This window comes from Glycomyces sp. NPDC021274 (assembly GCF_040641195.1).
GTDB lineage: Bacteria > Actinomycetota > Actinomycetes > Mycobacteriales > Micromonosporaceae > Glycomyces.
On the sequence record NZ_JBFADC010000129.1, the window covers coordinates 1 to 1,074 of the forward strand.

Annotated in this window: 1 pseudogene; it reads left to right on the plus strand. The window is 71.1% G+C overall.

The features are described from left to right. Positions 1-149: 149 nt before the first annotated feature. Positions 150-1,046 (plus strand): annotated as a pseudogene (locus tag AB0I03_RS27100) (GAF domain-containing protein); the annotation flags it as partial. Positions 1,047-1,074 lie beyond the last annotated feature (28 nt).

Sequence of the window (1,074 nt, forward strand, 5' to 3'; positions counted from 1 at the left end):
CACCTGGCCGTCTCCCTGTGGCAGGGCCTCGCCGGATAACTGCACTTTCCTCGGAAATGGGCCCTTATTAGGCTCGGGGCATGGCAGCCACGGCAGGATCGCGCCCGGACCCCCCGGACATCGGGAGGGATATCGGACGCCCGGACCCCATGGACGCCGCCACCGAGGCCACCCGTAGTCTCCGGGGGCTGTCGTCCGAGCTGACCGCGCGGGTGCCGCAGCTGCTGGAGGCGATGCGCACGGTCGGCGCCGGGCTGGACCTGCACATCACGCTGGACCGGATCGTGGAGACCGCCGCCGAGCTCGCCAATGCGCGCTACGCCGCGATCGGGATCATCGACGACGCCCGGGAGGGGCTGTCGGACTTCGTGACCTACGGCGTGACCGGGGAGCAGCACGAGCGCATCGGTGCGCTGCCCGACGGCCACAAGGGCCTGCTCGGCGCGCTGATCCACGACCCGAAGCCGGTGCGGCTGGCCAACCTGGCCAAGGATCCGCGCTCGGCCGGCTTCCCGCCGGGCCACCCGCCGATGCGGTCGTTCCTCGGGGTACCGATCCGGGTCCAGGGCGAGATCTTCGGGAATCTCTATCTGACCGAGAAACGCGGCGGCGAGTTCAGCGAAGAGGACCTGCACATGGTGCGGGTGCTGGCCACCGAGGCCGGTATCGCGATCGGCAACGCCCGGCTGTACGCGGCGACCCGGCAGCGGGAGCGCTGGATCGACGGGTCGGTGGCGGTGACCACCGAACTGCTCGCTGGCAGCGATGTCGACGACGCGCTCGCGGTGGTCGCGGAGCAGGCGAAGAAGCTGGCGGATTCGGCGGCCGGCATCGTGCTGCTGCCGGACGAGGACGGCGGGCTGGAGATCGTCGCGGTGTCGGCCGACGACCCGACCGGGATCATGGGGACCCAGATCCCGCGGGAGAGCCCGGTGGCCGAGCAACTCCTCGCCGGTGAGCCGGTCTTCGTGGACGACTCGGCCAGTGATCCGCGCATGATCACCCACCTCGCGCCGCGCTTCGGCCCGAGCATGATGCTGCCGCTCTAGAGCGGCGGCCGGGTTCTCGGCAGGC